Source organism: Nitratireductor luteus, assembly GCF_026162365.1.
Lineage (GTDB): Bacteria > Pseudomonadota > Alphaproteobacteria > Rhizobiales > Rhizobiaceae > Chelativorans > Chelativorans luteus.
On record NZ_JAOANW010000004.1, the window covers coordinates 134,830 to 161,517 of the forward strand.

General features: G+C 63.9%; 25 protein-coding genes and 1 tRNA gene. 10 read left to right on the forward strand and 16 right to left on the reverse strand.

Going from position 1 to position 26,688, the window contains the following annotated elements; all coding sequences use genetic code 11:
* Window positions 1-4 precede the first annotated feature (4 nt).
* The gene (locus N1058_RS05810) at window positions 5-835 is read right to left on the reverse strand and encodes an IclR family transcriptional regulator (protein ID WP_265516559.1); all 831 of its coding nucleotides are present in this window, start codon (window positions 833-835) and stop codon (window positions 5-7) included.
* Window positions 836-1,029: 194 nt separating this feature from the next.
* Between N1058_RS05810 and N1058_RS05815 the strand changes: the two genes are divergently transcribed.
* The 5 genes from N1058_RS05815 to N1058_RS05835 all read left to right on the forward strand — a co-directional run bounded on the left by N1058_RS05815 (window position 1,030) and on the right by N1058_RS05835 (window position 5,722).
* Window positions 1,030-2,055: a TRAP transporter substrate-binding protein gene (locus tag N1058_RS05815; RefSeq protein WP_265516560.1), complete on the forward strand. Its 1,026-nt coding sequence runs from the start codon at window positions 1,030-1,032 to the stop codon at window positions 2,053-2,055.
* A gap of 61 nt (window positions 2,056-2,116) precedes the next feature.
* Window positions 2,117-2,632 carry a TRAP transporter small permease subunit gene (locus N1058_RS05820; protein ID WP_265516561.1) on the forward strand — a complete coding sequence of 172 codons (516 nt, stop codon included), beginning with the start codon at window positions 2,117-2,119 and terminating at the stop codon, window positions 2,630-2,632.
* 149 nt (window positions 2,633-2,781) lie between these two features.
* Complete coding sequence (locus tag N1058_RS05825) at window positions 2,782-4,149, forward strand: TRAP transporter large permease (RefSeq protein WP_265516562.1); 1,368 nt, start codon at window positions 2,782-2,784, stop codon at window positions 4,147-4,149.
* The gene (locus N1058_RS05830; RefSeq protein WP_265516563.1) at window positions 4,146-4,949 is read left to right on the forward strand and encodes an SDR family NAD(P)-dependent oxidoreductase; all 804 of its coding nucleotides are present in this window, start codon (window positions 4,146-4,148) and stop codon (window positions 4,947-4,949) included. Before N1058_RS05825 ends, N1058_RS05830 begins: the two co-directional genes overlap by 4 nt.
* Before the next feature lie 14 nt (window positions 4,950-4,963).
* On the forward strand, window positions 4,964-5,722 hold the full coding sequence (locus tag N1058_RS05835) for an SDR family NAD(P)-dependent oxidoreductase (RefSeq protein WP_265516564.1): 759 nt from the start codon (window positions 4,964-4,966) through the stop codon (window positions 5,720-5,722).
* Here the strand turns inward: N1058_RS05835 and panC are convergent.
* Both panC and panB read right to left on the reverse strand, forming a co-directional pair.
* On the reverse strand, window positions 5,719-6,579 hold the full coding sequence (panC, locus tag N1058_RS05840) for a pantoate--beta-alanine ligase (protein WP_265516565.1): 861 nt from the start codon (window positions 6,577-6,579) through the stop codon (window positions 5,719-5,721). The two genes, N1058_RS05835 and panC, sit on opposite strands and share 4 nt — an antisense overlap.
* Window positions 6,576-7,436 (reverse strand): 3-methyl-2-oxobutanoate hydroxymethyltransferase, encoded by an 861-nt coding sequence (gene panB, locus N1058_RS05845; protein ID WP_265516566.1) that lies wholly within the window; start codon window positions 7,434-7,436, stop codon window positions 6,576-6,578. Before panB ends, panC begins: the two co-directional genes overlap by 4 nt.
* Before the next feature lie 93 nt (window positions 7,437-7,529).
* Between panB and N1058_RS05850 the strand changes: the two genes are divergently transcribed.
* The 4 genes from N1058_RS05850 (at window position 7,530) to nadC (ending at window position 12,157) form a co-directional block, all read left to right on the forward strand.
* Window positions 7,530-8,462, forward strand: a complete 933-nt coding sequence (locus tag N1058_RS05850) for an NUDIX hydrolase (RefSeq protein WP_265516567.1) — start codon at window positions 7,530-7,532, stop codon at window positions 8,460-8,462.
* A gap of 214 nt (window positions 8,463-8,676) precedes the next feature.
* A complete protein-coding gene (nadA, locus tag N1058_RS05855) occupies window positions 8,677-9,642 on the forward strand; it encodes a quinolinate synthase NadA (protein ID WP_265516771.1) in 966 nt (321 codons plus the stop codon).
* Window positions 9,639-11,312, forward strand: a complete 1,674-nt coding sequence (locus N1058_RS05860) for an L-aspartate oxidase (protein ID WP_265516568.1) — start codon at window positions 9,639-9,641, stop codon at window positions 11,310-11,312. The genes nadA and N1058_RS05860 overlap by 4 nt, the downstream gene beginning before the upstream one ends.
* Entirely contained in the window at window positions 11,309-12,157 is an 849-nt protein-coding gene (gene nadC, locus N1058_RS05865; protein ID WP_265516569.1) for a carboxylating nicotinate-nucleotide diphosphorylase, read from the forward strand. Before N1058_RS05860 ends, nadC begins: the two co-directional genes overlap by 4 nt.
* 90 nt (window positions 12,158-12,247) lie before the next feature.
* Here nadC and N1058_RS05870 read toward each other — a convergent pair.
* The 9 genes from N1058_RS05870 to N1058_RS05910 all read right to left on the reverse strand — a co-directional run bounded on the left by N1058_RS05870 (window position 12,248) and on the right by N1058_RS05910 (window position 21,955).
* Window positions 12,248-12,324, reverse strand: a tRNA-Arg gene (locus N1058_RS05870).
* A 201-nt stretch (window positions 12,325-12,525) separates the two neighbouring features.
* Window positions 12,526-14,040, reverse strand: a complete 1,515-nt coding sequence (locus N1058_RS05875) for an ATP-binding protein (protein ID WP_265516570.1) — start codon at window positions 14,038-14,040, stop codon at window positions 12,526-12,528.
* A 43-nt stretch (window positions 14,041-14,083) separates the two neighbouring features.
* Window positions 14,084-15,511: a dihydrolipoyl dehydrogenase family protein gene (locus N1058_RS05880; protein ID WP_265516571.1), complete on the reverse strand. Its 1,428-nt coding sequence runs from the start codon at window positions 15,509-15,511 to the stop codon at window positions 14,084-14,086.
* The gene (locus N1058_RS05885; RefSeq protein WP_338040627.1) at window positions 15,511-16,272 is read right to left on the reverse strand and encodes a TVP38/TMEM64 family protein; all 762 of its coding nucleotides are present in this window, start codon (window positions 16,270-16,272) and stop codon (window positions 15,511-15,513) included. The genes N1058_RS05880 and N1058_RS05885 overlap by 1 nt, the downstream gene beginning before the upstream one ends.
* 223 nt (window positions 16,273-16,495) lie before the next feature.
* The gene (locus N1058_RS05890) at window positions 16,496-16,879 is read right to left on the reverse strand and encodes a DoxX family protein (RefSeq protein ID WP_265516572.1); all 384 of its coding nucleotides are present in this window, start codon (window positions 16,877-16,879) and stop codon (window positions 16,496-16,498) included.
* A gap of 368 nt (window positions 16,880-17,247) precedes the next feature.
* Window positions 17,248-18,639: a class II fumarate hydratase gene (fumC, locus tag N1058_RS05895; protein ID WP_265516573.1), complete on the reverse strand. Its 1,392-nt coding sequence runs from the start codon at window positions 18,637-18,639 to the stop codon at window positions 17,248-17,250.
* A gap of 536 nt (window positions 18,640-19,175) precedes the next feature.
* The gene (gene groL, locus N1058_RS05900) at window positions 19,176-20,822 is read right to left on the reverse strand and encodes a chaperonin GroEL (protein ID WP_265516574.1); all 1,647 of its coding nucleotides are present in this window, start codon (window positions 20,820-20,822) and stop codon (window positions 19,176-19,178) included.
* 60 nt (window positions 20,823-20,882) lie between these two features.
* Window positions 20,883-21,179: a co-chaperone GroES gene (gene groES / locus N1058_RS05905; protein WP_265516575.1), complete on the reverse strand. Its 297-nt coding sequence runs from the start codon at window positions 21,177-21,179 to the stop codon at window positions 20,883-20,885.
* A gap of 137 nt (window positions 21,180-21,316) precedes the next feature.
* Entirely contained in the window at window positions 21,317-21,955 is a 639-nt protein-coding gene (locus tag N1058_RS05910) for a DNA-3-methyladenine glycosylase I (protein ID WP_265516576.1), read from the reverse strand.
* Window positions 21,956-22,227: 272 nt separating this feature from the next.
* Between N1058_RS05910 and N1058_RS05915 the strand changes: the two genes are divergently transcribed.
* A complete protein-coding gene (locus N1058_RS05915; RefSeq protein WP_265516577.1) occupies window positions 22,228-23,046 on the forward strand; it encodes a L,D-transpeptidase in 819 nt (272 codons plus the stop codon).
* 332 nt (window positions 23,047-23,378) lie between these two features.
* Here the strand turns inward: N1058_RS05915 and glcF are convergent, their stop codons facing one another.
* Genes glcF through N1058_RS05935 form a run of 4 tightly spaced genes read right to left on the reverse strand, consistent with a single transcriptional unit; the run spans window position 23,379 to window position 26,585 of the window.
* The gene (gene glcF, locus N1058_RS05920) at window positions 23,379-24,683 is read right to left on the reverse strand and encodes a glycolate oxidase subunit GlcF (RefSeq protein WP_265516578.1); all 1,305 of its coding nucleotides are present in this window, start codon (window positions 24,681-24,683) and stop codon (window positions 23,379-23,381) included.
* A gap of 6 nt (window positions 24,684-24,689) precedes the next feature.
* Window positions 24,690-25,070, reverse strand: coding sequence for a DUF4870 family protein (locus tag N1058_RS05925; protein WP_265516579.1), 381 nt, complete (start codon window positions 25,068-25,070; stop codon window positions 24,690-24,692).
* A gap of 37 nt (window positions 25,071-25,107) precedes the next feature.
* Entirely contained in the window at window positions 25,108-26,334 is a 1,227-nt protein-coding gene (locus N1058_RS05930; RefSeq protein ID WP_265516580.1) for an FAD-binding protein, read from the reverse strand.
* On the reverse strand, window positions 26,331-26,585 hold the full coding sequence (locus N1058_RS05935; protein ID WP_265516581.1) for an AbrB/MazE/SpoVT family DNA-binding domain-containing protein: 255 nt from the start codon (window positions 26,583-26,585) through the stop codon (window positions 26,331-26,333). Before N1058_RS05935 ends, N1058_RS05930 begins: the two co-directional genes overlap by 4 nt.
* Window positions 26,586-26,688 lie beyond the last annotated feature (103 nt).

Genomic DNA, 26,688 nt, shown 5'->3' on the forward strand with positions numbered 1-26,688 from the left:
ACGGTCAACGATTGTGCGGCCATCTTCTCTCCGTGCTTAAAGTCTTGCGGCTGAGGCGTTTTTCGATGATGCGCGCCTCGCGTTTCAGCAGCGCGGCCAGGTCGGATTGGCGGTCCGGTTGCATTCTTGTATCGAGCGCGGCGATCGAAAGGGCTCCCAGCACCTGGCCATCGGGCGCGTGCACGGCGACCCCCACGGCCCATGAATTGGCCAGATAAAGGCCGGGATTGAGCGCCCAGCCCCGCTCGCGCGTGTCCCTTATGTGCTGCCGCAAAAGGTCAGGAGAATAGTTCGGATAATCGCGGGCCAGCCCCGTTGCATTGTCCGAAATGACGTCCTCGGCCTCAGTGTCCGGCAGGTCTGCCAGTATCGCCATCCCCCCCGCGCCGACACCCAGCGGATGCCTTTGGCCGGCCTGCAATGCGTGGGTGCGGATGGGATAGGAGCCGTCCTCGCGATGCAGGCAGACGGAATGGGTGCCCCGGCGCACCGAAAGGAAGCTGGTGTCGCCGCTTTCCGCCGACAGGGTCAACAGGCTGTCCATCGCAACGTCCAGCAGGTTGAACCGCCGGCTGGCCATGAGGCCGATGACGTAGCTTTCGGGACCCAGCGCATAGCTTCGTGTCACATCGTCCTGCTCGACGAGGCCGGAGCGCATGAGCGCCAGCAGCAACCGGCGCACGGTCGGGCGGCTGAGCCGGCTTTGCTCGACGAGGGTGCTGATTGAAACCCTGCTTCCGCCGGTGCGGGCAATCATCGACAATAGGCTTAGCGCCCGGTCGACGCTTTGCGCGCCCCCGGCTTCAGCATCGAGATGTTGTACAGGATTATCCATATTATGGATAGTTTCTCGCTCCTAGTTTCCCGAGTGTTGCGTGATATTTCGCCTATGCGCAACGAATTTCAAGTTTTCTCTTACATTTCACCTGATTCGTCGCTACGCTGTTAGGTGTTTCTATCCATCATATGGATAATCTGCTCGGGCTGAGGAGAGCGCCCGTTACGAGCGTAAAACGATTGGGAGGAATCATGATGAAAAGAATTGGCGCTGCCTTCACGGCCGCAATGGCTTTCACCTGCGCAGCTCAGGCGGAAACGCTTGTTATGCAGAGCGTATATCCCTCGTCCCTGCCGCTGCTTGGTGAAAGCGGCGTCCACCTTGCCGAGCAGGTCAAGATCCTGACTGGCGGCGAGCTCGAGATCGAGTTCAACGAGCCCGGCGCCATCGTCGGCGGAAACGAGATGTGGGATGCGATCTCCACCGGCGCCGTGGATGCCGGCTGGTACAGCCCCGGCTTCGCGCAAGGCATCATTCCTTCGGCGGCCATCTTTACCGCTGTTCCCTTCGGTCCGGATGTGCGGGAATATACGGCCTGGTGGTATTATGGAGGCGGCAAGGAGATATGGGCCGACATCACGGCCGAATACAATATCCACACCGAGCTTTGCGCCATTCTGGTGCCTGAGGCCTCGGGCTGGTTCGCCAAGGAAATCAACACCCCGGAAGATCTCCAGGGCGTCAAGATGCGCATCTTCGGTCTTGGCGCAACGGTCATGGCCAAGCTTGGCGTCGAAGCCCAGTCGATGCCGGTGGCGGACACGATGACGGGCCTGCGCCTCGGCACGATCGATGCGGCGGAGGTGTCCTTCCCCCTGATCGACAAGGCCGTGGGCATGAACGAATATGCCTCCCACTATTATTTCCCAGGCTGGCATCAGCAGACCTCGCTCATCACATTCATCGCCAATCAGGATGTATGGGACGGCCTGACGGATCAGCAGCGCGTGGTGATCCAGACCGCATGCGCGGCCAATGTCGCGCTGACCGCGGCGGAAGGCGAGGCAAGCCAGATCCAGCCGCTCGAGGATTTGAAGGCGGCGGGCGTGACTGTCCACACATGGAACGACGAGATGATGCAGGCATTCCGCACGGCCTGGGACGAAGTCGTGGTCGAGCAGTCGGCCGCCGATCCGAACTTCAAGCGCGCTTGGGAAAGCCTTTCGGAGTTCCGCAAGAACTTCAAGACCTGGTCGGACATCGGCTATCTGAAGTGAGTTTGACGGTCGGGCACTTGCTGCCCGACCAGTCAGTGTGATGATGAACAGCCTGCTTCGAATGTCCGATTTACTTGCCGCGCCGTGCCGCCTGGTGGCGCGCGGCTGCGGTTGGCTGCTCCTGGTGCTGATGGCGGTCATTCTCTACGATGTGATTGGCCGTCGCTTTTTCTCCACCGGATCGTTCAAGCTGCAAGAGCTGGAATGGCATCTGCATGGGGCCATTGCGGTTCTCTGTTTCGGCTGGGCCTATATCGAGAACGCGCATGTCCGCATCGACCTTTTTTCGGGCAGCATGGCCCCGTCGACGCGGTTCAGGATCGAGATCGTCGCGATTGCCCTCTTCCTGATCCCCTTCATGGTCTTGCTTGTCTGGTTTGGAACCGACTTCACCTTGCGGGCCTTCGAACGGGCCGAAGGCAGTCCCGGCGGAGTGGGGCTGCCCAATCGCTGGATCATCAAGTCGGCGATCCCCATTGGCGCCGCCCTGACGATCATGGGAGGGCTCTCGGTGCTCCTGCGCGTGATCGTCGCGCTGCGCCGTCCCGACATCCTCCGCGATCCCTGGGAGCGTTGAGAGACCTTATGAAAATGGATCAGGCCGAGGCGAAAATGGCATTTTTCGAGCACCGGAGCGGAGCGTACGTGGAGGTACGAGAGCACCGGAGCGCAGGAAAACGCCATTTGCAGCCCGGCATCATCCGATTTCCAAAAGGTCTCTGAGCAATGGCCGAGCTCGTTTCCTCTGTGCTGCCCGGTGCCATGTTCCTGTCGCTGATCGTCGCGTTGTTTTCCGGGGCGCCGGTCGCCATCATGCTGATGGGCGTCAGTCTCGTCTTCGGCCTGATCGCCCTTTGGACCGGCGACATGCGCCCGATCCATGCGACCCTCCTGCCCAACCGCATATTCTCCGGCACCATCGACAACGCGGTCCTGGTCGCCGCCCCCATGTTCATTTTCATGGGGCTCATCATGGAAAAGACCCGGATAGCCGAGGATCTGCTTCTGACGCTGCAAAGGCTCATGCGGGTCGTTCCGGGCGGACTTGCCCTTGCGGTTGTGCTGATGGGCACGATCCTGGCGGCGGCCACCGGCATCATCGGCGCTTCCGTCGTGATGCTGACGATGCTGGCCATCCCCACCATGCTTGAGCGCGGCTATGACAAGGGCCTGTCTGCGGGAACCGTCGCCTCCGCCGGAACTCTTGGTATCCTGATCCCGCCATCGGTGATGCTCGTCTTCATGGGCGATCTCCTGTCCGTCTCCCTGGGGCGCCTTTTCGTGGCGGCGCTGCTGCCGGGATTGCTGCTCTCCGCCTGCTACGTGGCCTATATCGTCGTGCGGTCGTTCCTTCAGCCGGCCATCGCGCCCGCCGCGCCGCCCCTGACGGCCGGGGAAAGCAAGGGCCTATGGCTCGAAACCCTGAAGTCGGTCCTGGCGCCGCTGGTGATGATCGTAGCCGTCCTCGGTTCGATCCTCGGCGGCATCGCAACGCCGACCGAGGCATCGGGCGTCGGCGTGGCCGCCGCCCTTCTCCTCGGTATCCTGCGCGGCCGGCTCAACCGTCCCGTTCTCCAGTCGTCGATGGACGGCTCGATCCGCTCGCTCGGCATGCTGTTCTTCATCTTCGTGGGCGCGACCGCCTTCGCCTATATCTTCCGCAAGGTGGGGGGCGAGCATTTCATCGTCGAGACCGCGCGGTCGCTGCCGTTCGGCGATTGGGGCCTGCTCTTCGCCATCATGGGCATGATCTTCGTGATGGGCTTCTTCTTCGACTGGATCGAGATCACCCTGATCATGCTGCCGATTTTCGCGCCGATCGTCGAATTGATGGATCTCGGCGACCATGTCGCCAAGACGCAGATGATCTACTGGTTCGCGATCCTCGTGTCGTTGAACCTGCAGACGAGCTTCCTGACACCGCCCTTCGGCTTCGCCCTGTTCTATCTCAAGGGTGCAGCGGGAAACATGTTGCCCATGCGCGACATCTATCGGGGCGTCGCGCCCTTCGTGCTGTTGCAGCTCCTGCTGCTCGGCCTGGTGATCGCCTTTCCGGAAATCGCGCTATGGCTGCCCGACAAGGTGATGCAATGACCGGGCGCGTCGAGGGCAAACGGGTCGCCGTCATCGGCGCCGGCTCGGTCGGGCCCGGATGGGGCAATGGCAAATGCGCGGCGGTGCTCTATGCCCGCGAAGGAGCGCGTGTCCTCGCCGTTGACCGGGATGCCGCGGCGGTGCAGGCGACGGCCGACCTGATCCGCCAGGAGGGTCATGACGCCGTGACCTTTGTCGGCGACATGACCGATCCGGCGGCTGCGTGCGCTGCCATCCGTGCGGCCGAAGATGCCTTCGGCGGGCTGGATATCCTGCATTTCAATATAGGGATCAGCACCAGGGGCGGCGTGGAAACCACGAGGTTCGAGGATTGGCAGCGGGTCTTTTCGATCAATGTGGATGCGGCCTTCCACGTGACGCAGGCCGCCCTCCCGGTTCTACAGCGCGACGGGGGCGGGGCGATTGTCTATATCACCACGCTGGCCGCGCATCTGAACGGACCTTACCCGTATGTGGGCTACGAGGCTTCCAAAGCCGCGCTCGCCCGCCTGTCGCGCAGCGTGGCGGCCGAATATGCCGCGCGCGGCGTGCGCTCGAACACCGTGGTTCCGGGCATGATCGACACCCCGCATGTTGAGGCCCATGTGGCAAGCTCTCCTGATCCCGCCGAAGTGCGCGCGACCCGCGCCGCGCAGGTGCCGATGAAGCGGCAGGGGACCGGCTGGGATGTCGCCGAAGCCGCGCTTTTTCTCGCGTCGGACGCCGCCGGCTTCATCACCGGTGTCGACCTTCGGGTCGATGGCGGCATGGGAATATTGATGGGAAACGCCGCGCTCTGAAGAGGATTGGAAGCATGACGCGAAAGACTGCGATTGTCACCGGCGCCGCGCGCGGGATAGGCCTTGCCACGACGAAACTGTTTCTGCGCGACGGCTGGCAGGTCGCGATGATCGACCGCGACGTTCCCGCGCTCGAGGAGGCCGCCGCCGGTCTGGAAAACGTTCTGCCTATCGTCTGCGACGTGTCTCAACCGGACGCGGTCGAGGCCGCGATCCGGGAGGCCGAGCAGAAGTGCGGCGGCATCGATGCGTTGGTCAACAATGCCGGCGTCGCCGACTTCGGTCCCATCGGCGAAACGGATTTCACCCGCTGGCGCCGCGTGATGGAAACCAATCTTGACGGCGTGTTTCTTGTGTCCCAGGCGGCCATGCCGGCCTTGAAGGCGTCGAGCGGCTCCATCGTCAACATCGCCTCGATTTCCGGCTTGCGCGCTTCCACCCTGCGGGTCGCCTACGGCACATCCAAGGCTGCGGTGATCCAGCTCACCAGGCAGCAGGCCGCCGAACTGGGGGAATATGGGGTAAGGGCCAACTGCGTGTGCCCCGGCCCCGTCAGGACCAAGCTCGCCATGGCCGTCCATACCCCGGAGATCATCGCCGCCTATCACGATGCGATCCCGCTGAACCGTTACGGTTCCGAAGACGAGATTGCGGAGGTCATCATCTTCCTGTGTTCGGAAAAGGCGAGCTACGTGACGGGCCAGATCATCGCTTCCGACGGCGGCTTCGAGAGCACCGGTGTCGGCCTTCCCGCACTCCGCGGAGAAGCTTAGGCAAGGCCCACCGGCGTCACCTTCACATTGTCGATCAGCCGCGTCTCGCCGAGCCATGCGGCGACGAGCAGCCGGGCCGGCCTTTCGGCCTGCCCGACGGGTGCCAATGTCGCCTCGTCGCGCAGTTCCAGATACTCGACGCGGTCGAAACCGCCCGCTTCGAGTGCCACGCGCGCGGTGCCAAGCGTTGCGGCCAGGGGAGCGCCTTCGGCCAGACGGGCGGCGGTGTCGAACAGCGTTTCCGCCAGCTTCGGCGCAATGCGCCGCTCGGCCGCCGAAAGGCGCGCATTGCGCGAGGAAAGCGCCAATCCGTCGGACTCGCGCACCGTCGGGCAGCCGACGATTTCTATCGGGATGTCGAGATCGCGCGCCAGCCGGCGAACCACGTGGAGCTGCTGGAAATCCTTCTCGCCGAAAAACGCGAAATCGGCCCCGCCCTGCAGGAAGAGCTTGGTTACCACCGTCGCCACCCCGTCGAAATGGCCGGGCCGATGCGCTCCGCACAGCCCCTCGCTGACGCCGCCCACCGATACGGTCGTGGCGAAACCCGGCCCGTAGATCTCCTCGCCATACGGAGCGTAAAGCACATGCGCGCCAAGCGGGGCGAGCTTTGCGGCGTCGTCCATCTCGGTCCGCGGGTAGGCGGCCAGATCGGCGGCGCTGTTGAACTGCTTGGGATTGACGAAAAGCGTCACGATCACCCGGTCGGTACGCGCAAGCGCGGCGCGCACCAGACTCAGATGCCCCTCGTGCAGCGCCCCCATGGTCGGCACGATGCCGATCGAAGCTCCCTCCCGGCGCCAGGCCGCGGTCGTTGCCCGCAACTCCGAAACCGTGCGCATGACCGGCAGGCTCATCGGCTGGCCCCCTTGCTGGCGCCCCTCTTGCCGGCGTCTTGCGGCGCGTCGGCGAACACATGCTCAGCGGCGGGAAAACGGCGCGCCCGCACATCGTCCGCATAAGCGGCGATGGCGTGTTCGGCTTCCGTGCCCAGTTCTGCATAGCGCTTGACGAATTTCGGCTGAAAGTCGCTGAACTGGCCGAGCATGTCGTCGATCACCAGGATTTGCCCGTCGCAGGCAGGCGAGGCGCCGATGCCGATGGTGGGGATGGCGATCTCCCTTGTGATCCGCCGGGCCAGCGCTTCCGGCACCTTTTCCAGGACGACGGAGAAGGCGCCGGCCTCCGCCACCGCCGCCGCATCGCGCTCGACCTGCTCGCCAGCCGCGCCGCGCCCCTGCACCCGGTAGCCGCCGAAGCTGTTGACCGCCTGCGGTGTCAGGCCGACATGCGCCATGACGGGGATGCCGCGCCCGGTCAGGAAGCGGATGGTCTCGGCCATGGCTGCGCCGCCCTCCAGCTTGACCGCCGCCGCACCCGTCTCCGCCATCACTCGCGCCGCGTTGCCGAATGCCTGTTCCGGGGTTGCCTCGTAGGAACCGAACGGCATATCGACCACCAGAAGCGAGCGCTCGATGCCGCGCCGCACGGCTTTGCCATGCATGATCATCATGTCGAGTGTGACGCCCAGCGTCGATGGCAGGCCATGCAGCACCATGCCGACACTGTCGCCGACGAGGACGATTTCGCAATGCGGGTCGACAACCTTGGCTATCGGGGTCGTATAAGCGGTCAGGCAGACCAGCGGCGTGCCGCCTTTACGCGCCAGGACTTCCGGCGGCATCAAGGCTCCTGTCGTTCCCGCAACGCTCAAGACATTGTTCCTCCATCCCTTTCGATGATGGCATATGCCATAGTTCTTGGTATCAGCGAAGAAGAACAAACGAAAGCTAGGTAAACAAGGCCGATGCGCGATCTCCTCAAGACCGGCAAGGACCACGACGTTCAGGTGGATTTGATCGCCGTTCTGACCGCCGTTGTCGATGGCGCTCCGTCGGTACTCGCCATCGGGGGAGGCGAAGTGCTGCCGTCCGGCCCTTTTGAACTCGGGCACCGCTCGCTGCAGTCGGGTCTGCGTGCCTGGGTCGAGCGGCAGACCGGTCATCCGCTGGGCTATATCGAGCAGCTCTATACTTTCGCCGACAGCGACCGCATAGGCGGGGAGGGGAGCGACCGCGCCATCTCCATCAGCTATCTGGGCCTGACACGTGCCAAGGAGCCGCAGGCTTCCGGGCCGTCGAGCTGGACCGGCTGGTATGATTACTTCCCCTGGGAAGATCACCGGCTCGGCGCGCCGGCGCTTTTATTCGAGGTGATCGAGCCGCGCCTGCGCAAGTGGGCAGGCGAGGCGAAAAGCGAAACTTGGCTGCGCGCCGCCAGCGTCTTCGGTTTCGATGGCCACGCGTGGAACGAGGAGCTCGCCTTGCAGCGCTATGAACTGCTCTTTGAGGCGGGGTTGGTGGCCGAGGCGCATCGCGGGAAGCCGGGGTCTGAAAGCGCGGATGTGCCCGGCCGGTCAATGTTCGCCGATCATCGCCGCATCCTGGCGACCGCCATTGCCCGGCTGCGCACGAAGATCAAATACCGCCCGGTGGTGTTCGAACTGATGCCGCCCGTCTTCACGCTGCTGCAGTTGCAGCGCGCCGTCGAGGCGCTCTCCGGCCGGCCGGTGCACAAGCAGAATTTCCGGCGCCTGATCGAGCAGCAGGAACTAGTCGAGGAAACCGGCGAAATGGCGGCGGATACGGGCGGTCGCCCTGCCAAGCTTTTCCGCTTCCGCCCTGCCATCCACATGGAGCGCACCGTGATGGGAACCCGGCTGCCCGTCGCGCGCTCTTGATTTATGCTCAAATAAAGTATAAGCCAATTATGCTCTAGGAGAGTATAAGAGGCTGTTTTGAAAGCCGTCAAGGCGAGTCGAAATGGTGATTTTCGAGCACCGGAGCGGAGCGTACATTAGGTACGTGAGCACCGGAGCGCAGAAAAACGCCATTTGCAGACCGCCATCACGACTTTCATAACAGCCTCTAAGAGGAGGCCAGCCTGTGCTCGATATGCCGACGTCAGCGGGTGCGCTTTATGACAAGGTGCGTCATGTCATTCCACCCATCGAATGGCCGGCCTTTTCCGGCGACATCGAGGCCATTCTCAAGCTGAAGCGGCAGCGCAACGCCGTCATCCTCGCGCATAATTACCAGACGCCGGAAATCTTCCACTGCGTTGCCGATATCGTCGGCGACAGCCTTGCGCTCGCTCGCAGGGCGATGGAGGTGGAGGCCGACACCATCGTGCTTGCCGGCGTTCATTTCATGGCCGAGACGGCGAAGCTGCTTAACCCGGAAAAGACGGTGCTGATCCCGGATACGGGCGCCGGCTGCTCGCTGGCGGAGTCGATCACGCCGGCGGATGTGCGGCTGATGCGCGAGCGCTTTCCGGGTGTGCCGGTCGTCACCTATGTCAACACGTCCGCGGCGGTGAAGGCCGAATCGGATATCTGCTGCACCTCCGGCAATGCCCGCGCCATCGTGGAATCGCTGGGCGTGCCGCGCGTCATCATGCTTCCCGACGAATATCTGGCACAGAACATCGCCAAGGAAACCGATGTCGAGATTATCGCCTGGAAGGGGCACTGCGAGGTACATGAACTGTTCGACGCGGGCGACATTCGCGACCTGCGCGAGGCACATCCCGGCGTCATGGTGCTTGCCCATCCCGAATGCCCGCCGGAAGTCGTGGCCGAGGCCGATTTCGCCGGCTCCACCGCCGCCATGTCGGATTATGTGGCGCGCGAGAAGCCGCCGCGCGTTGTCCTGCTGACGGAGTGCTCCATGAGTGACAACGTGGCCGTCGCGCACCCGGATGTGGAGTTCGTGCGGCCCTGCAATCTGTGTCCGCACATGAAGCGCATCACGCTTCCCAATATCCGAGAAGCGCTGGAACACAACCGCCATGAGGTAACGATAGACCCCCGCGTGGCCGCCCGCGCGCGGCGCGCTGTCGAGCGGATGCTGGCCGTATGAACCCGGCGCAGCTTGCGGGGCGGCCGGTGATCGTCGGCGGCGGCATTGCCGGTCTGATGACGGCGCTGCATCTGGCGCCCGAACCGGTGGTACTGCTGAGCAAGGGGCCGCTAAGCAGGTTCCGGAAAAGTGCCCCGCGGTTTTCCGGTCAAAACCTGCGGCAAACAAAGGAATCTAAGCAAGCATTCGTTGGGCGGCCAACGAATGCTTGCTTAGGCACTCAATCGTCGAGCGAGCTGGCGCAGGGCGGCCTGGCTGCCGCCCTCGGTGACGACGACACGCCGGCGCTTCACGCACGAGACACGCTGGCCGCGGGCGACGGCCTGTGCGACGTCGAAACGGTACGGCGCCTGGCCGAAGCGGCCCCCCGCGCCATCGAGACATTGCAACGGTTCGGCGTGCGCTTCGACCGCTCCGCGGATGGAAGCCTGCGCCTCGGCCTGGAAGCCGCCCACGGCCGCAAGCGCATCGTCCATGCGGCCGGCGACGGCACAGGCCGCGAGATCATGCGCGCACTTTTGGCTGCGGTGCGCTCTTTGCCGTCCATTGCCGTCGTCGAGCACATGGAGGCACGGCGGCTTCTCCTGGCGGACGGCGCGGTAAGCGGCGTTCTGGCTGCAGGGCAGGGTGGTGCCGCGGTTTTCCAGACGGGCCGCGTCGTGATCGCCACCGGCGGCATCGGCGGGTTGTTCGAGGACACCACCAATCCGCCCGGATGCTGGGGCCAGGGGCTGCTGCTGGCCGCCCGTGCCGGCGCGGAGCTTGCCGATCTCGAATTCATCCAGTTCCACCCGACCGCGCTTGACGCTTCCACGCGTCCCATGCGGCTGGTCAGCGAGGCCGTGCGCGGCGAGGGCGCGGTGCTGGTCGACGAGACCGGCGAGCGCTTTCTCGAATGCCTGCCCGGCGCCGAACTCGCCCCGCGCGCTGCGGTGGCCCGCGCCATGGCGGCACATCTCGAAAAGGGCCACAAGGTCTTTGTCGATGCGCGCGACAAGCCGGGCAAGGCTTTCCAGGCTCGCTTTCCCGCCATCCACGCCTTTTGCCGCCAGGCCGGCATCGACCCGGTGCGCGCGGTTATTCCCGTGCGCCCGGCGGCGCATTACCACATGGGAGGCATTGCGGTCGACGCGGCAGGACGCAGCACCGTGCCGGGGCTGTGGGCCTGTGGGGAAGCGGCCTCGACCGGCCTGCACGGGGCCAATCGCCTGGCCAGCAATTCGCTGATCGAGGCGGCCGCATGCGCTGAAATCGTGGCGCGAGACGTGTCCGGCGCGGCGCCCGGCTCTTTCCCGCAGCGGTCTTCGATCGCCGTGCCGCCGCCGCTTGATCCAACCACCATTTGCCTCGCCGCCATTCGCCCTATCGTGTCCCGCGCCCTTGGCGTGGTGCGCCGGGGCGAGGATCTGCGGCGCGCCATCGTGGCGCTTTTGCCGCTGGCGCAATCGCAAGTACCGGCCGCCGACCCCGCCCTGCTTGCCCTGATGATCGCCGTCGCCGCGCATCGGCGTGCGGAAAACCGGGGCGCTCATTGCCGCGCGGACTTCCCGAAGAGGCAGGATCCGCCGCAGCGCGCGCGATTGACGCTGGAGAAAGCAATCGCCGTCGCGCACCTTGAAACCGCCAGGTTGAGAGACCTCCAGCTTGGCCTTGAGCGCATGACGTCATGAACATCGTTCCTCTGCCCGACCTCATGATCGAACCGCTGGTGCGCGCCGCGCTGCTTGAGGATCTCGGCCGCGCCGGCGACATCACCACCGACGCCATCGTTCCCGCCGGAAATCTGGTCCGCATGGTTCTGCGCCCGCGGCAGCCGGGCGTGGTTGCAGGGTTGGACCTGGCAGTGCTGGCATTCCGCCTCATCGAGCCTTCCATCGAGGTTTCCGTCGTGAAGGCGGATGGCAGCCGCATTGCCGCGGACGAGACGATAGCCACGGTCGGCGGCCCCGCACGGGGTTTGCTGACCGGCGAGCGCACCGCGCTCAATTTCCTCTGCCACCTGAGCGGTATCGCCAATGCCACCCGAACGGTGGTCGATGCCATCGCTGGACAGAAAGTAAAAGTGGTCTGCACCCGCAAGACGACGCCAGGCCTGCGCGCCATCGAGAAATATGCGGTGCGCGCCGGCGGCGGCTCCAACCATCGTTTCGGCCTCGACGACGCGGTGCTCATCAAGGACAACCACATCGCTATCGCCGGCGGCATCCGCCCGGCGGTCGAGCGCGTCCGCGCCAGTTGCGGCCACATGGTCAAAGTCGAGGTGGAAGTGGATACGCTCGACCAGCTCGAATCCGCGTTGTCGCTCGGCATCGATGCCGTGCTGCTCGACAACATGCCCCCCGACATGCTTTCAAAAGCAGTCGGTATCACGGCCGGTCGCGCCATCACAGAAGCGTCGGGCCGCATCGCCCCCGACACCGCCCCGGCAATCGCCGCCACCGGCGTCGACCTCATCTCCATCGGCTGGCTGACCCACAGCGCACCCATCCTCGATATCGGGCTGGATTATCTCTGATCCGGCGTATGGCAAGGGGACAGCGACCAACAACGGCGCGACCAGAAAATCCGCCGCGTGCCTTCGTTGTTCCGGAAATTTTTGGAAAAATGGCGCGCCCGAAAGGATTCGAACCTCTGACCCCCAGATTCGTAGTCTGGTGCTCTATCCAGCTGAGCTACGGGCGCGCTGTCTGCCGCATTTGGCAGGTGGTCAAGGGAACGGGCCATTGACCGGACGCCGCTTACCTAACGATTGAAACCGGCAAAAGCAAGCGCCGTCATGACATTTCTTTGACCATTTCCAGAACCTTCGGAAGCGTCGAGAACCGGGCCGGGGCAGGAGCGTGGAGGTCCTGCCGGTTCCGGTCGCCGATTGCCGCCGCGCGGTCAGAATTCGTCGCCCGCGGTCGTGCGCCTTGCCGCCGGCCGGCCCGCGGTATCGCCCTTGGCCTGTGGCAGGATCACGGCGAAGACCGTGCGGCCGGTACCCGTCTCTACCAGTTCGATACGCCCTCCATGGGCCGTCACCAGTTCATGGGCGATCGCCAGCCCCAGCCCTGTGCCGCCGCTTTTGGCCGAGCCGCGGAACGCGGCGAAAAGGTTTTTCTGCGCCCGCGGTGGGAGGCCGGGGCCGGTATCGCAGATGTCTATGCGGACCTCGCCGCCGTCCTGCCGCGCCGACACGGTCAGCCGGCGCACGAGCGCCGGGTCGTCGTCCCCCGACATCGCCTGAACCGCATTGCGGCATAGATTGGCCAGCACCCGGAAGAACTGTTCCCCATCGGCGCTGATCTCGAACTCCGGGCCGACCTCGTTGATGAACTCGATTCCGCCATCGGGGCCGATCGCCAGCGTCGCCTGGACGTCGTCGACGATCTGCGCGAGTCGCAGGCGCCGGAGGCGCGGCGGCGCTTCCTGCGTGCGCCCATAGGCAAGGACGCCCTCCGAATAGGCGACGGCGCGGTCGAGCGTCCGCAGCAGGCGCGGCGTCAGCGATTGCACGGTCGGATCGTCGATCATGGTCAGCCTGTCCGACACGAGTTGCGCCGAAGACAGCATGTTGCGCATGTCGTGATTGATCTTTGAGACGGCCAGCCCGAGGTCGGCCAGGCGCTTGCGTTCGCTCAGCGCGCGCTGCAGCGTTTTCTGCATATCGGCCAGTTCGCGCTCGGCGGTGCCGATCTCGTCGCCCCGGTCCTCCGGCTGAATGATCCGCGCCGCATCGTCGGGTGCGGCTGCGAAATCCAGCATGGATTGCGTCATTGCCCGGATTGGCCTGATCATGATGCGGTTGATGGCGTAGAACACGAGCATCGCAGTGAAAAGTGAAATGATGAGCGACAGAACCGCGACATTTCGCGCATAAACGAGCATGGCCGAGCGCAGTTCACGATCGGAGATGATGATCTCGAACCGCTTGCCCGTCTCGCCGACCAGGCCATGGACGCGCAGTATCCTCTCGCTCCCGGAGAAAAGCGTGACGAAGGCCTGACCGATGGCCTCCACCGGCCCCACGGCGTCCAGGTCCACATGCATGTTCACTTGCGGGGGCATTTGCGACACGACCAGGAGGCGCGACATGCCCTCCTCGCGCACGGCGATGGCCTTGGCTCCCGTCGCCATCAGGATCTCGTTGCTGGCCTCCCGGCTTAGATTGTCCGGGTCGCCGTTCATCAGGACGACCGCGAAGGCGGCGACCGTGCGCAGCCGCTGGCTCATCCATTGCTGGCCGAAATTGGCCACCGAGGGGATGAAGATCAGCACCTCGGCCAGCATGACGAAAAGGATGGTCAGGAACAGCAATTTGGTCGACAGACCACGCGTCAACGGAACCGAAGGCGCATGGCCAGCCTCGCCGTTGCCGCCACCCTTACCCTTGTGATGCCGCTCGTCGGTTGCCATCGCCATTCCTTGTTCGGCGCCGGCAAATATGTGACGCCGACGGTTACCCGAATAAGCGCATAAAGCGTATGAGTCCACGCACCACCGGCTTGCTGGTCGCGCCGGTGAAATGGGTTATGGCGGCCCGCTTGCCGATCTCCGCCACGGTCGGGTAGGGTGCGATGTAGCCGGCGATGTCGCGCGTCTTCATCTTCTTGGCGAGGGCCAGAGACCAGAAATTCATCATCTCGCTCGCATTGGCCCCGACGATGGACACGCCCAGAATGCGTCCGCCCTTGCCGGTGATAAGCTTGATGAAGCCGCCGGTCTTGCGCTCAGCTTGGGCACGGTCGTTCTCGGCATAGGGCCAGCGCAGAATGCCGACCTTGCCGTGGCGGGCACGCGCGGCCTCCTCCGTCAGGCCGATATGCGCCAGCTCCGGGTCGGTAAAGGTGGCCCAGGGTATGGTGTCGCGGTTTTCGGCAGCTGGAAGACGGAACAGCAACGCCCGGATCACCAGCCCTGCATGATAGCCCGCCACATGGGTGAACTGCAGTCCGCCTGCAACGTCACCGATGGCGTAGACCCGCCTGTTCGTCGTGCGCAGCTTCCTGCTCGTCTTGATGCCCGTGCGGTCATGGGCGATGCCGGCCTTGTCGAGGTCCAGCGCCTCAATGTTGGGCTTGCGGCCTGCCGCCACCAGAAGCGCCGAGCCATCGATGGCACGCGGTCCCTCTGCATCCTCGACAAAAACGCGCACGCCGCTGCGTCCCCGCTTTTCCACACTCGATATCTTGGTCTGCTCCAGGATTTCGACGCCTTCGTCGCGCAACTGCTTCAAGACGATCGCGGCAAGTTCGGGATCGTCCTTGCCCAGCGCCTTCATCGCCTCGACCACTGTCACGCGCGCGCCCAGCCGCCGATGCGCCTGCGCCAGCTCCATGCCGATCGGCCCGCCGCCGATGACGATCAGGTGCTCCGGCAGCTTCTTCTGCGAAAAGACCGTCTCGTTGGTGTGGTAGGGAACATCGTCGAGCCCTGGAATGGGCGGCGGCACGGGCGAGGAGCCGGTCGCGACCACGAAACGGCGGGCGCGTATTTCGAAATCCCCCGCCACAATGGTGTATGCGTCTTTGAAGCGCGCCTCTTCCTGTATGACCTTCACGCCAAGCGCGGTGAAACGCTCCACGGAATCGTTGGGCGCGATCGCCGCGATGACGCCCTCCACATGCTGCATCACCTTGCGGAAGTCGATGTCCGGCTCGACATCGGCAATGCCGAACTTGGCGCCCTGGCGCAGCCGGGCCGCGTGCTTGCCGGCGGCGATCAGGGATTTGGAAGGCACGCAGCCATAGTTGAGACAATCCCCGCCCATCTTGCCGCGCTCGATCAGCACCACCGGAACCCCGAATGAGGCTGCCGCCGCCGCCACGGTCAGGCCGCCGGAGCCGGCGCCGATGACGCAGATGTCGGGGTTGAGAACGGTCGCCATTACATGTCCTTCATTGCGCGCAGTTTTCTTACGATGAGTGGTATCAGGGCCACAAGGGCGAGCGCGGCAAAGGCCAGGGTGATCTGGGGGGTGACAAGGTCCGCCACCTCGAGATCCTTCCCGGACGCGGCCGCGGCAATCAGAACACTCTCGAGTCCCCGCCCCAGATAGGCATAGGCGAAGGTGCCGGGCATGATGCCGAGGGCTGTCGCAGCGACATAGGTTCTCACCCGGATATCGAACAGCGCGGGGGCCAGGTTCACGACCCAGAACGGAAAGACAGGCGCCAGCCTCAGTACCAGCAGATAGCCGAAGGCGCCTTCTTCGAAACCGCGGGCAAGCTTTGCCGCCACGCCGCCGAGCCTCTGGCGCACGGTGTCGCGGAAGGCGCTGCGTGCCGCCAGGAACAGCGCGGTCGCTCCCGCCGTCGCCGCGACCACCACGAGGATACCGCCCAATATCCAGCCGAAGAGGAAACCGCCGAAGATCGTCAGCACCGAGGCGGCGGGAAAGGACACGGCAACCGCCGCGGCATAAAAGAGCGCAAAGAGCGTCGGCGCGAGCAGGGAGTGGGCATCGACATAGGCCTTCAGCGCCTCCCGGCTTTCGGCGAGATAGGCCAGCGTCAGATACTGATGCAGACCGAGCACATAACCAAGCGCCAGACCCGCAACGATCAGCAGCGCCGGCAGGAAATGCCGCACGGCGCTGCGTTTTCCAGGTTGGGGATCCTTATCGGCGGGCATGGGTGCCATCGTCATCCAGATAGGCCTCGTTGCTCAATAGCCGGGACCTACATGCGCTTTGTTGGCGCACGCCGCAATGTCCGGCGGGTAGCTCTCACTCCGTTTTGAGCGCCGATTGCCGTGGCATCACCACCGCGTGAAGCCGGAGATAACAAATATCAAAGCCCACGCTAGAAATGCTAGCGTGGGCTTTCACGACGTCGAGTTACAATAAGTTTATTGCGGCTATAGCGCCGAATTAGCCTTTGCGGCCGTCTATCGACAGTTTGCCAGCGCCGAATCCGGCCAGGACCAGAAAGCCGCCGGTCATCGAAAGATTCTTCATGAACTGGATGGACTGCATCTGGTCGGCAAAGTCGAAATGGGCGACGAAACCGGAGCCCACAGTGAACAGTGCGAGCAGAATGGCAGCGATGCGGGTCTGGTAGCCGACGGCCACCGCAAGGCCACCGAAAAGCTCCAATACGCCGACGAGCACGGCGGTGACCATCGGCAGCGGCAGCCCGATGCTTCCGAAATAACCGGCGGTGCCGGAAAGGCCGGTAAGCTTGCCATAGCCGGAAATGATGAAGATGAGCGCAAGCAGGATGCGGCCCGCAAGAACGAGAAGATTATTGGACATGCGTTGCGATTCCATTTGTTGATAGAGCGGCGTTTTTTATGTGAGTTTGCCGCAATGCAAAACCGCTGATTTCATTGACGAACTGTTTATTATCGACGCTTGTTACGTCCGGCGTGCGCTTCCCTTTTGGGGCGGGGCAATCGTATATGGAAGCGCCTGTTCCCCCACTCCGTCTCGGCCTTCGGCCGATCCGCCTCTCCCCTACAAGACGTGGGGAAGAGGAAGGGCGTCTCGCATCGCATCACGGCCGGCGTTTCCTCGCGAGGGGGCGGTGGACCGCGAAGCGGGACGGCGTGGGGGAAGAACCGACATATGCGATTGCTCTGCCTTTTGGGCTGAGCGCTGCGTTATCGGGCAGAGCAGAAGGGTTATTTGGGCGCGATCATGAGTTCCGGGCGCACCAGCCGGTCGTAATCTTCCTCCGACACATGCCCGCTCTTCAGCGCTTCCTCGCGCAAGGTGGTTCCGTTCTTGTGGGCCGACTTGGCGATCGCCGCCGCATTGTCGTAGCCGATGGCCGGCGCCAGCGCCGTCACCAGCATAAGCGAGCGCCTCATCAGATCGGCGATCCGTTCCTCGTCCGCCTCGATGCCCTTCACGCAATTGTCCGCAAAGGAGCGCATGGCGTCCGTGAGGATGCGGATCGATTGCAGCACCGCATTGGCGATGACGGGCTTGAATACGTTGAGTTCGAAATGGCCCTGGCTGGCCGCACAGCTCACCGTCGTCTGGTTGCCCATCACCTGGGTCGCCACCATGGTAAGCGCTTCCGCCTGGGTCGGGTTCACCTTGCCTGGCATGATGGAAGAGCCGGGCTCGTTTTCCGGCAGTTTCAGTTCGCCCAGCCCCGAGCGCGGGCCGGAACCGAGAAAGCGGATATCGTTGGCGATTTTGAACAGGTCGGCGGCCAGCGCGTTGAGCGCGCCGTGGAACGCATTGAGCGCGCCGTGGCTCGCCAGCGCCTCGAACTTGTTTTCGGCCGTGCGGAAGGGCAGGCCGGTGATCGTGGCCACCTTGTCGGCAAAGGCCTTGTCGAAGCCGACAGGCGCGTTGAGCCCGGTGCCCACCGCTGTGCCGCCCTGAGCAAGCGCATAGACGTCGCCCAGCGCGTGCTCGATGCGCTTCGCACCGAGCTTCAGGGCCGCGACGTAACCGGAGAATTCCTGGCCCAGCGTCAATGGCGTCGCATCCTGCGTGTGGGTGCGGCCGATCTTGACGATCTTGTCGAAGGCGCTTGCCTTCTCTTCCAGTGTCTCTGTCAGATGGGCGAGGGAAGGCAGAAGCTCGCGCGCCGCCTCGCGGGCGGCCGCGATATGCATGGCCGTGGGGAACGTATCGTTGGACGACTGTCCCATGTTCACGTGGTCGTTGGGGTGGACGGGCTTCTTGGAGCCCATCTCGCCGCCCAGCATCTCGATGGCGCGGTTGGAGATCACCTCATTGGCATTCATATTGGACTGCGTGCCGGACCCGGTCTGCCAGACGACAAGGGGGAAATGATCATCGAGCTTGCCGTCGACCACTTCCCTGGCCGCTGCGACCATGGCTTCGCCAATCTTGGCGTCGAGCTTGCCGAGGTCCAGATTCACCTCGGCGGCCGCCTGCTTGACAATCCCCAGCGCCCTGACCAGCGGCACCGGCATCTTTTCCGTGCCGATGCGGAAATTGGTGAGCGAACGCTGCGTTTGCGCGCCCCAATAACGATCGGAGGCTACCTCCAGAGGGCCAAAAGTGTCGGTTTCAGTCCGGGTCTTCGCCATGCATTAACTCCATGATCCGCAGCGTCGTCGCGTAGCCTTTAATGACGATATAGGCGCGTCTTTGCAACGGTGCGATGGCGCAGGGCGGTCGGGTGAAGAACAATATTCCTTCTTCCGCCACACGCCATGGCGCAGGGACCGGGGATCGGTACGACGCTGAATGCAGAAGAAGGTGCGTGGGCATACGAAAAAGCCCGCTGCCGGGAGGAGGTGGCAGCGGGCTTCAATTCGATTGCGGTGCGGGAGGAGGTGCACCGCTTTCGGTATCGGCATCGCATCTGGGAGGAGTAGATGGCCGATAACCAGATAGATAAATCTTCCTGGCCCGCAGCACCATGCCCATTTTCGAATACCAGACCTGCGCGTGCTGCATTGCACAATCGCATCGCCGTGGCGGGGGGCGACCGGTAACCGCGGGCCACCGGCGGCTTTCGGCAGTCATCAGGGTGAAAAGAATTTACAATAAAATCAAATATTTAAACAGAAAGGGCGCCACGAGGGCGCCCTTTCGTATCAATGGTTCCGAACAGCCAGGCCTAGAAGCCCATGCCGCCCATTCCACCCATGCCGCCCATGTCGCCGCCGGGCATTGCCGGAGCGTCCTTCTTGGGCAGCTCGGCAACCATCGCCTCGGTGGTGATCAGCAGGCCGGCAACCGATGCAGCATCCTGCAGCGCGGTGCGCACGACCTTCATCGGGTCGACGATGCCCATGGTGATCATGTCGCCATATTCACCGGTCTGGGCGTTGTAGCCGAAGGTCACCGCGTCGTTCTCGAGGATCTTGCCGACGACGATCGATGCTTCCGCACCGGCGTTCGACGCGATCTGGCGGCAAGGAGACTGGACGGCGCGGCGCACGATGTTGAGGCCGGCTTCCTGGTCGGCGTTCTCGGCCTTCGCCTTGATGGCGAGCGAAGCACGCAGCAGCGCGGTGCCGCCGCCGGGGACGATGCCTTCTTCAACGGCAGCGCGGGTGGCGTTCAGCGCGTCGTCGACGCGGTCCTTGCGCTCCTTCACCTCGACTTCCGTCGCACCGCCGACGCGGATGACGGCAACGCCGCCGGCCAGCTTGGCAAGCCGCTCCTGCAGCTTTTCCTTGTCGTAGTCCGAGGTGGTCTCCTCGATCTGCGCCTTGATCTGGGCAACCCGGCCCTCGATCTCGGACTTCTTGCCGGCGCCGTCGACGACCGTGGTGTTCTCCTTGGTGATGGAGACCTTCTTGGCGCGGCCCAGCATGTCGAGCGTGACGTTCTCGAGCTTGATGCCGAGATCCTCGGAGATCACCTGGCCGCCCGTCAGGATGGCGATGTCCTCGAGCATGGCCTTGCGGCGGTCGCCGAAGCCCGGTGCCTTGACGGCGGCGATCTTCAGGCCGCCGCGCAGCTTGTTGACCACGAGCGTGGCCAGGGCCTCGCCCTCGACGTCCTCGGCGATGATCAGCAGCGGCTTGGACGACTGGACGACCGATTCCAGCACAGGCAGCATCGCCTGCAGGTTGGACAGCTTCTTCTCGTGCAGGAGGATGTAGCAATCCTCGAGCTCTGCCACCATCTTCTCCGGATTGGTGACGAAGTAGGGCGACAGGTAGCCGCGGTCGAACTGCATGCCTTCGACGACTTCCAGCTCGGTCTCGGCGGTCTTGGCCTCTTCGACCGTGATCACGCCCTCATTGCCGACCTTCTGCATCGCCTCGGCGATCATCTGGCCGATTTCCTTTTCGCCATTGGCCGAGATCGTTCCGACCTGGGCGACTTCGGCCGAGGTGTTGATCTTCTTGGCTGCGGAGGCGAGATAGGCGACGACGTCTTCGACAGCCTTGTCGATGCCGCGCTTCAGGTCCATCGGGTTCATGCCGGCGGCAACGGCCTTGGCGCCTTCCTGGACGATCGACTGGGCCAGAACGGTGGCCGTCGTGGTGCCGTCGCCGGCGATGTCGTTGGTCTTCGAGGCCACTTCGCGCACCATCTGGGCGCCCATGTTCTCGAACTTGTCCTCGAGCTCGATTTCCTTGGCGACGGTGACGCCGTCCTTGGTGATGCGCGGTGCGCCGAACGACTTGTCGAGAACGACGTTGCGGCCCTTCGGGCCGAGCGTCACCTTCACCGCATCGGCGAGGATGTTGACGCCACGCAGCATGCGCTCACGGGCGTCGCGGGAAAACTTTACGTCTTTTGCAGCCATATTCTTGAAGCTCCTGAATCCCGTCTGGGACCCTTTTCGCGTGTTTCGATGTCGGCCTTATCAGCCGATGATGCCCATGATGTCGCTCTCCTTCATGATGAGGAGATCTTCGCCGTTGAGCTTGACTTCGGTGCCGGACCACTTGCCGAAGAGAACGCGGTCGCCTTCCTTCACGTCGAGCGGAACCAGCTTGCCTGCCTCGTCGCGCGCGCCGGAGCCGATGGCGATGATTTCGCCTTCCTGCGGCTTCTCCTTGGCGGTATCGGGGATGATGATGCCGCCGGACGTCTTCTCCTCGGATTCTACCCGACGTACGACCACACGGTCATGGAGCGGGCGAAAATTCGTCTTGGCCATGTTTTGAACCCTTGATTCGGATGATGAAATAGGTTTTCCCTCCACCGGCGCTGCCGGATGGCATTAGCACTCACCTATCGAGAGTGCTAATGCGGGCCTGAAATAGTGACGGCGGCGGAGAGAGTCAAGACAACCGTTCAGACCGGACGTGTGAACTGTCCCCGCTCCGCCTCCACCACCGGCCGCATCGCGCAGCCTTCAATGTGATCGTTGACGAGCCCCATTGCCTGCATGAAGGCATAAATGGTGGTGGGGCCGACGAAGGACCAGCCCCGCTTTTTCAGATCCTTCGAGATGCGCGCCGAAACATCCGTCCTGGGATTGGCCATCAGCGTGGGAAAGTCCAGCAGCGCCGGGCGCGCATCCGGCCCCGGCTCATGCCGCCAGAAATAGCGCGCCAGCGAACCGAACTCCCGGCGCAGTTCGATGGCGCGCTGGGCGTTGTTGATCGTCGAGCGTATCTTGCCGCCATGGCGCACGATGCCGGCATTGGTCAGAAGCCGGTCCACATCCTCGTCCGTGAAGCGCGCCACCCGCTCAAAGTCGAACCCTTCGAAGGCTTCGCGGAAGTTCTCCCGCTTGCGCAGGATCGTGAGCCAGGAAAGGCCGGACTGGAAGCCTTCCAGGCACAGCTTCTCGAACAGACGGATATCGTCGTCGACGGGGCGGCCCCACTCGTTGTCGTGATAGGCCAGGTAGTCCGGCAGGTTCGCGTGCCAGAAGCATCGCGTCTTCCCGTCAGGCCCTTCGATCAACCCCGTCCGCTCGTCGCTCATATAACCGTCCTCTGATGGTTAACGCATAAAATCAGTCATTTAACGGCCGGTTCACCAGCTTTCTGAACCGCCGGGTAACCACGCCAAATGGTTTTGCCGTTCTATCGCATTTTATGGATGCGGATTCACCATTCGCTTGCCGCCGCCGATGCAGCATCCTGACACGGATTGACGGGAGAACCGCTTTTTCCGTCCGCCGCCACCCGTTTCCCGCGCCAGATTGCGGGAAGCGTCCTGAAGGCAACCGCGTCGAATAGTAGGAAGTACGTCAAATGAAGCCATTTCTGTGTGCCGCCGGCCTTGTGGCCGTGCTGCTTTCACCCTGGGGGGCCCAGGCGCAGAACCGCTACGTCGAGCGCCCGCCGGTTCTGGTCAGTCCCGATCTGTCCGCCCCGTGGGTGATGCAGCTTCGCTCCGTGCCCGCCGAGGCGCAGGCGCGCTACCGCGCCCGGCAGGCCGAACAATATGGCCGCTATGAGGAGAGCCAGCGCCAGATGCAGCGCCGCGTTCCCGTGGCGCAGCCCCGCCAAGTCGAGCGGCAACGGGCTTTCCCGCCCGCCCCGCAGCGATTGCACACCGCTGCCGTTGCGCCGCGCGCGCCGCAGCAGCCCGATGGTCGCCCCGATAGCCGTCTGGACCCGAAATTCCTGCCGCAGGAAGTGAATTACGACGGACCGCACAAGCCCGGCACCATCGTTGTCGATACCGGCCAGCGCTTTCTCTATCTCGTCCAGCCGGGCGGCAAGGCGCGCCGCTATGGCGTCGGCGTTGGCAAGGAGGGCTTCTCCTGGTCGGGCACCGAGAAAATCTCGCAGAAGCGCGAATGGCCCGATTGGCGCCCGCCGGCCGAGATGATCGCCCGCGAAAAGAAGAAGGGCCGCATCCTGCCCGCGCATATGAAGGGCGGACCGTCCAATCCCCTCGGCGCGCGCGCTCTTTACCTTGGCTCCACGCTGTACCGGATACATGGCACCAACGCGCCCTGGACCATCGGCCGCGCCGTATCGTCCGGCTGCATCCGGATGCGCAACGAAGACGTGACCGACCTCTACAACCGTGTCCAGGTAGGCACCAAGGTCGTCGTCATCTGATCGTCGAACGGGGGATGCCCGGCGCGGGGACCGCCGGGCACACGGAGAAGGGCGGCGCCTCGGGGAAGCGCCGCCCTTTTTCATGTTCGTTGATGCGCCCGGGAGACGGCGAAGCTCCCACCTAGTCATCCCGGCCGACCGCAGGGAGAGCCGGGACCCATTGGAAGAATATCAGGGAGCGCGGCCCGGTCCTCGCCCGAACGCATTTCAACATCGGCAGCCCCTTCTGCGGAAACCGGCCGCGCCTCTCAATAGGTCCCGGCTCTCCCTGCGGTCGGCCGGGATGACGGGACAGAGGCTTTGCGTTCTCCAAAATACATTGACGGAAGCCCTCACAACGCAATCACATCCGGCTTCGGCCCGCCATAGGCCCAGTCGAGCAGCTGCACCGTATGCAGGATGGGTATCGCGGTCCCGCCGGCGATCTGCGTGATGCAGCCGATATTGCCGGTGGCGATGGCCTTGGCCCCGGTCGCCTCGATATTCCGCACCTTCCGGTCGCGCAGCCTGGCTGAAATCTCCGGCTGCATGATGTTGTAGGTGCCGGCGGAGCCGCAGCACAGATGCCCTTCGCGCGGCTCCTTGATTGTGAAGCCGGCGGCTTTCAGGAGATCACGCGGCTGGCGTGTGATCTTCTGGCCGTGCTGCATCGAGCAGGCCGAGTGGTAGGCGACCTCCAGTCCCGGCTCGATCGCGGGTCCAGGCAGGTCGAGCGTGGCGAGGAACTCAGTCACGTCCTTGGCCAGCGCCGAGACCCGCGCAGCCTTGTCCGCATTGGTGGGATCGAGCCGCAGCATATGGCCGTAATCCTTGATCGTCGTGCCGCAGCCCGACGCGGTGATGATGATGGCGTTGAGGCCGCCCCCCTCGATCTCCCGGGTCCAGGCATCGACATTGCGGCGCGCGAAGGCAAGCGCCTCTTCCTCGCGGCCCATATGGTGGACAAGCGCCCCGCAGCAGCCCTCGCCTTGCGGCACCACCGTCTCGATGCCCAGACGCTTGAGCAGGCGGATCGTCGCCGCGTTGATCTCCGGATCGAGCACGGATTGCGCGCAGCCCGTCAGCAGCGCCACGCGGCCGCGCCTGGCGCCTTCCGCTTCATGCCGCCCCGGCTTGGTAGTCTTCGCTGGTGCGGGTACGTGCGAGGGCGCCAGCGCCAGCATCGCGCCCAGCGGTTTCAGGCCGGGAATAGCCCGCAACAACGGCGCAAAGGGACGGCCGAGCTTCGCCAGCCTGAGCGCGGCGCGAAACCGGCCCGGATAGGGCAGCACCCGCGCCAGCACGGCGCGTATCGCCCGGTCGGGCAGGGGGCGCTTGTATGTCTTTTCGATATGCGCCCGCGCATGGTCGACCAGATGCATGTAGTCGACGCCCGAGGGACAGGTGGTCACGCAAGCAAGGCACGAAAGGCAGCGGTCGATATGGGTGACCACCTCCTCGTCCGCCGGTCTGCCATTCTCCAGCATGTCCTTGATGAGATAGATGCGCCCGCGCGGACTGTCGAGCTCGTTGCCGAGCTCGACATAGGTCGGGCATGTGGCCGTGCAAAACCCGCAATGCACGCATTTGCGCAGGATCTGCTCCGATTCCGCGACATGGGGATCGGCAAGCTGCTCGGCCGTGAAATTGGTCTGCATATGTGGTTACAAAATCCAGCTTTGAGGGTTCTTGATCGCCTCGCGGCGGCTTACGGCCTGCAGGCCGATGACGATGCGCACGACGGCCCAGATGACCACGGCCAGAAGCAGCAGGAATCCGATGCCGATCACCATCAGGATGGCGGATATCAGGCCGAAAAGGATGCCGATCCAGAAGGTGCGGATTGCCCAGGTGTAGTGCGTTTCCACCCACGCTTCCGATTTGTCGCGGTTGATATAGGCTAGCACGATGCCGACCAGCGCCGAAATGCCGATGACGAAGCTGGCGAGATAAAGAACGTAGATGACCTGAATGTTCGTGGGCCCCGGCTCTAGCCAGCCGTCGGTCTTGCGCGGCGGTGTTGGGTCGGTGTTCGTTTCGCTCATATCGCTTCTCCCGGGCTTGAAACACGCTGCCACTCTATCACGCTCTCGACTCTCGGCCATCCGGGCCGATCATCCGCCCCGGGTTGAGAACGTTCCGGGGGTCGAACTGCTCCTTCAGCCTCCGGGAAAGTGCTGCAAGCGCCGGCGGCTGCGGCTGGAAGACGGGCAGGGCGGCGCGCAGGCTTTCCGGCGCGCGCACCAGCGTGGCAAAGCCTCCGCCGAAATGACCGAGCAGCCTGCGCAATATCGCCGCCTCCGGATCGGCCTCCATGCGCAGCCAGATCAAGCCGCCCTGCCAGTCGTAATAGGCATTGGCGCCTGCCGCGCGGCGAAAGGCATCGACCAGCCGATGGCCTACCGTCGGCGCGACCGATACCCGCCACACCGGCGCATCCGACCCGCCGGCGAATGGCGCCACATCGCGGATTTCACGCCAGAGCCGCCGGCTGTCGTCCACCTCGATCGTTTCCCCCGCCCCATACGGCTTCAACAGGCGGGCCAGGAGATCGATGCGGTAGTCGACCGAGGGCCCGAAACCCTCGACCCGCAGAACCGTGGAAGCCGCCGAAAGCGCCCCGCCGAGAAACCGCCCCACAATGCCCTCCGGCAGATGCGCCGCGCTGGAAACTTCGCCACTCGATCCCATCGCTTCCGCCATGGCGCCGGCCGCCTCGGCATCGTCCAACCCGGCCAGCACGAATGTCCGCTCCGTCTCGCTCGCCGGCAGCACCTTGAACGTGACATCCGTCACCACCGCCAGCGTGCCCCATGAGCCCGCCAGTCCCTTGGACAGGTCGTAGCCCGTGACGTTCTTCACCACCCGCCCGCCGGATTTGAAATTTTCGCCGCGTCCCGAGACGGCATGGATGCCCAGCACATGATCACGCGCCGCCCCGGCCTTGATGCGCCGCGGCCCCGACAGATTGGCGCCCAGCATCCCCCCGACCGTCCCGCGCCCGGCTTCCTGGCCGAGCAACGGCCCATAATCGATAGGCTCGAAATCGAACCGCTGATGGTGCCGGCTCAGCAGTGCCTCGACCTCGGCCACCGGCGTTCCCGCCTTTGCCGAAAGGACCAGCTCCTCCGGCTCATACAGCGTGACGCCGGAAAGCTGCGAAAGATCGAGCCTATGCGCCGCCTGCACCGGCCGGCCGATGCCGCGCTTGGACCCGTGACCGGTGATTTCCAGCGACGTCTCTTCGTCGGCTGCCCATTGGACGGTTTCCAGTACGGCTTCTGCGGTGGTGGGGGTGAAGATAGTCACTTTAACAATCCCGCCCAGCCCTTCGCGATCACCTCGTTCATCTCTTCGATTGTAGCAACCTTGTCGGTTTTCCCCGCCAGAATCCCGTAAGCGTCCTCGAACTTGCCTTTTGGCTGAGCGGCTGTGATCGAAAGCCTTCCGCCGGGCTGTGGGGCTACCTCGATCTTCTGCCCCGGTTGCACTCCGAGATGCTGGAGCAGCTCCTTCTTCAGCGTTACCTGGCCCTTGGCCGTCACGGTCAGCGTCGTCATGAACCGTCTCCGAATTACAGAATGAAAGTAAGTCATTTTTACCTTACTTTTAATGTCAAAACCTCTTGGACGCTTTTCAGTACGACTTCTGCGTTGGTGGAGG